1 rRNA gene is annotated in these 489 nt (G+C 49.7%); it reads left to right on the top strand.

The window, feature by feature from the left end:
* Positions 1-489, top strand: a 23S ribosomal RNA gene (locus GTP46_RS29190); the annotation flags it as partial.

A 489-nucleotide genomic window follows, 5' to 3' on the forward strand; every position in this document is an offset into this window, starting at 1 on the left:
CACTGAATACATAGGTGTGTGAGGCGAACGCGGCGAACTGAAACATCTAAGTAGCTGCAGGAAAAGAAATCAACCGAGATTCCCAAAGTAGTGGCGAGCGAAATGGGAAGAGCCTGTACGTGATAGTTGGACTGATAATGGAATGCTCTGGAAATGGCAGCCATAGCGGGTGATAGCCCCGTACATGAAATCAGACCAGTGGTACTAAGCGTACGACAAGTAGGGCGGGACACGAGAAATCCTGTCTGAATATGGGGGGACCATCCTCCAAGGCTAAATACTCGTAATCGACCGATAGTGAACCAGTACCGTGAGGGAAAGGCGAAAAGAACCCCGGGAGGGGAGTGAAATAGATCCTGAAACCGTGTGCATACAAACAGTAGGAGCCTCTTCGGGGGTGACTGCGTACCTTTTGTATAATGGGTCAGCGACTTACATTCAGTGGCAAGGTTAACCGAATAGGGAAGCCGTAGAGAAATCGAGTCCGAA

It is taken from the genome of Duganella flavida (genome assembly GCF_009857445.1).
Lineage (GTDB): Bacteria > Pseudomonadota > Gammaproteobacteria > Burkholderiales > Burkholderiaceae_D > Rugamonas > Rugamonas flavida.